Origin of the sequence: Sphingomonas sp. LH128, from assembly GCF_000293195.2 — a bacterium.
Taxonomy (GTDB): domain Bacteria; phylum Pseudomonadota; class Alphaproteobacteria; order Sphingomonadales; family Sphingomonadaceae; genus Novosphingobium; species Novosphingobium resinovorum_A.
Window position 1 is genome coordinate 1 of record NZ_ALVC01000643.1, and the last position, 896, is coordinate 896.

Here is an 896-nt window from a genome sequence, read left to right on the forward strand (position 1 = left end):
CATGGCTATAGAGGACAAGGTCATCGCGATTACCGGCGCCAGCAGCGGCATCGGCGAAGGCACGGCGCGGCTCCTGGCGGCGCGCGGCGCGAAGCTGATGCTGGGCGCACGCCGCACCGACCGGCTCGCAGCGCTGGCGGAGGAACTGAACGCAGCGGGAGGCACAATCGCCTTCCGGTCGCTCGACGTCACGGACCGCAGCGATTTCGAGGCGTTCATCGCCGCGACCGAGGCCGAATACGGCCGCGTTGATGTGCTGGTCAACAATGCGGGGCTGATGCCGCTGTCGCGCTTCGACAGCCTGAAGGTTGATGAATGGGACCGTATGATCGACGTCAACATCCGCGGTGTCCTGCACGGCATAGCCGCCGCCCTCCCTCGCTTCAAGGGCCAGGGCAGCGGCCAGTTCGTCAACGTTTCTTCTATCGGCGGCTATGCCGTGTGGCCGACCTGCGGCGTCTACAGCGCGACAAAATATGCAGTGCGCGCCATCTCGGAGGCGCTGCGCATGGAGCATGACGACATTCGCGTCACCATCATCGCGCCGGGCGTCGTGGAATCGGAACTGGCCCACACGATCACCGATCCGGTCGCGGCGCAGGCCATGGTCGATTTCCGCTCCATCGCGCTCACCCCGGACGCGATCGCGCGCGCCATCGCCTATGCGGTGGAGCAGCCGGCGGATGTGGACGTTAATACGCTGATCGTCCGGCCGGTCCGCTCAACAATCTGACGATGATGGGGGCATTCGCATATTGCCCCAATAACCCGCCAGCAGCCAAAGCCCTGCGCTCTCATGAATTTCTCGAAGCCTATAGAGGATAAAGGCGGCCAAACGGTGCAACCTCTCGAATTATTAATACAAAGCCGACTGCTCAAAATGGCGCTCGATCCGG

General features: G+C 63.3%; 1 protein-coding gene. It reads left to right on the forward strand.

Features of this window, described 5'->3' with window-relative positions:
* Nucleotide 1 precedes the first annotated feature (1 nt).
* Nucleotides 2–733, forward strand: a complete 732-nt coding sequence (locus tag LH128_RS30795; RefSeq protein ID WP_008833605.1) for an SDR family oxidoreductase — start codon at nucleotides 2–4, stop codon at nucleotides 731–733.
* Nucleotides 734–896: the final 163 nt, after the last annotated feature.

Coding starts and splice junctions, on each gene's coding strand:
- LH128_RS30795 (WP_008833605.1), top strand. CDS start 2: ATGGCTATAGAGGACAAGGTCATCGCGATTACCGGCGCCAGCAGCGGC.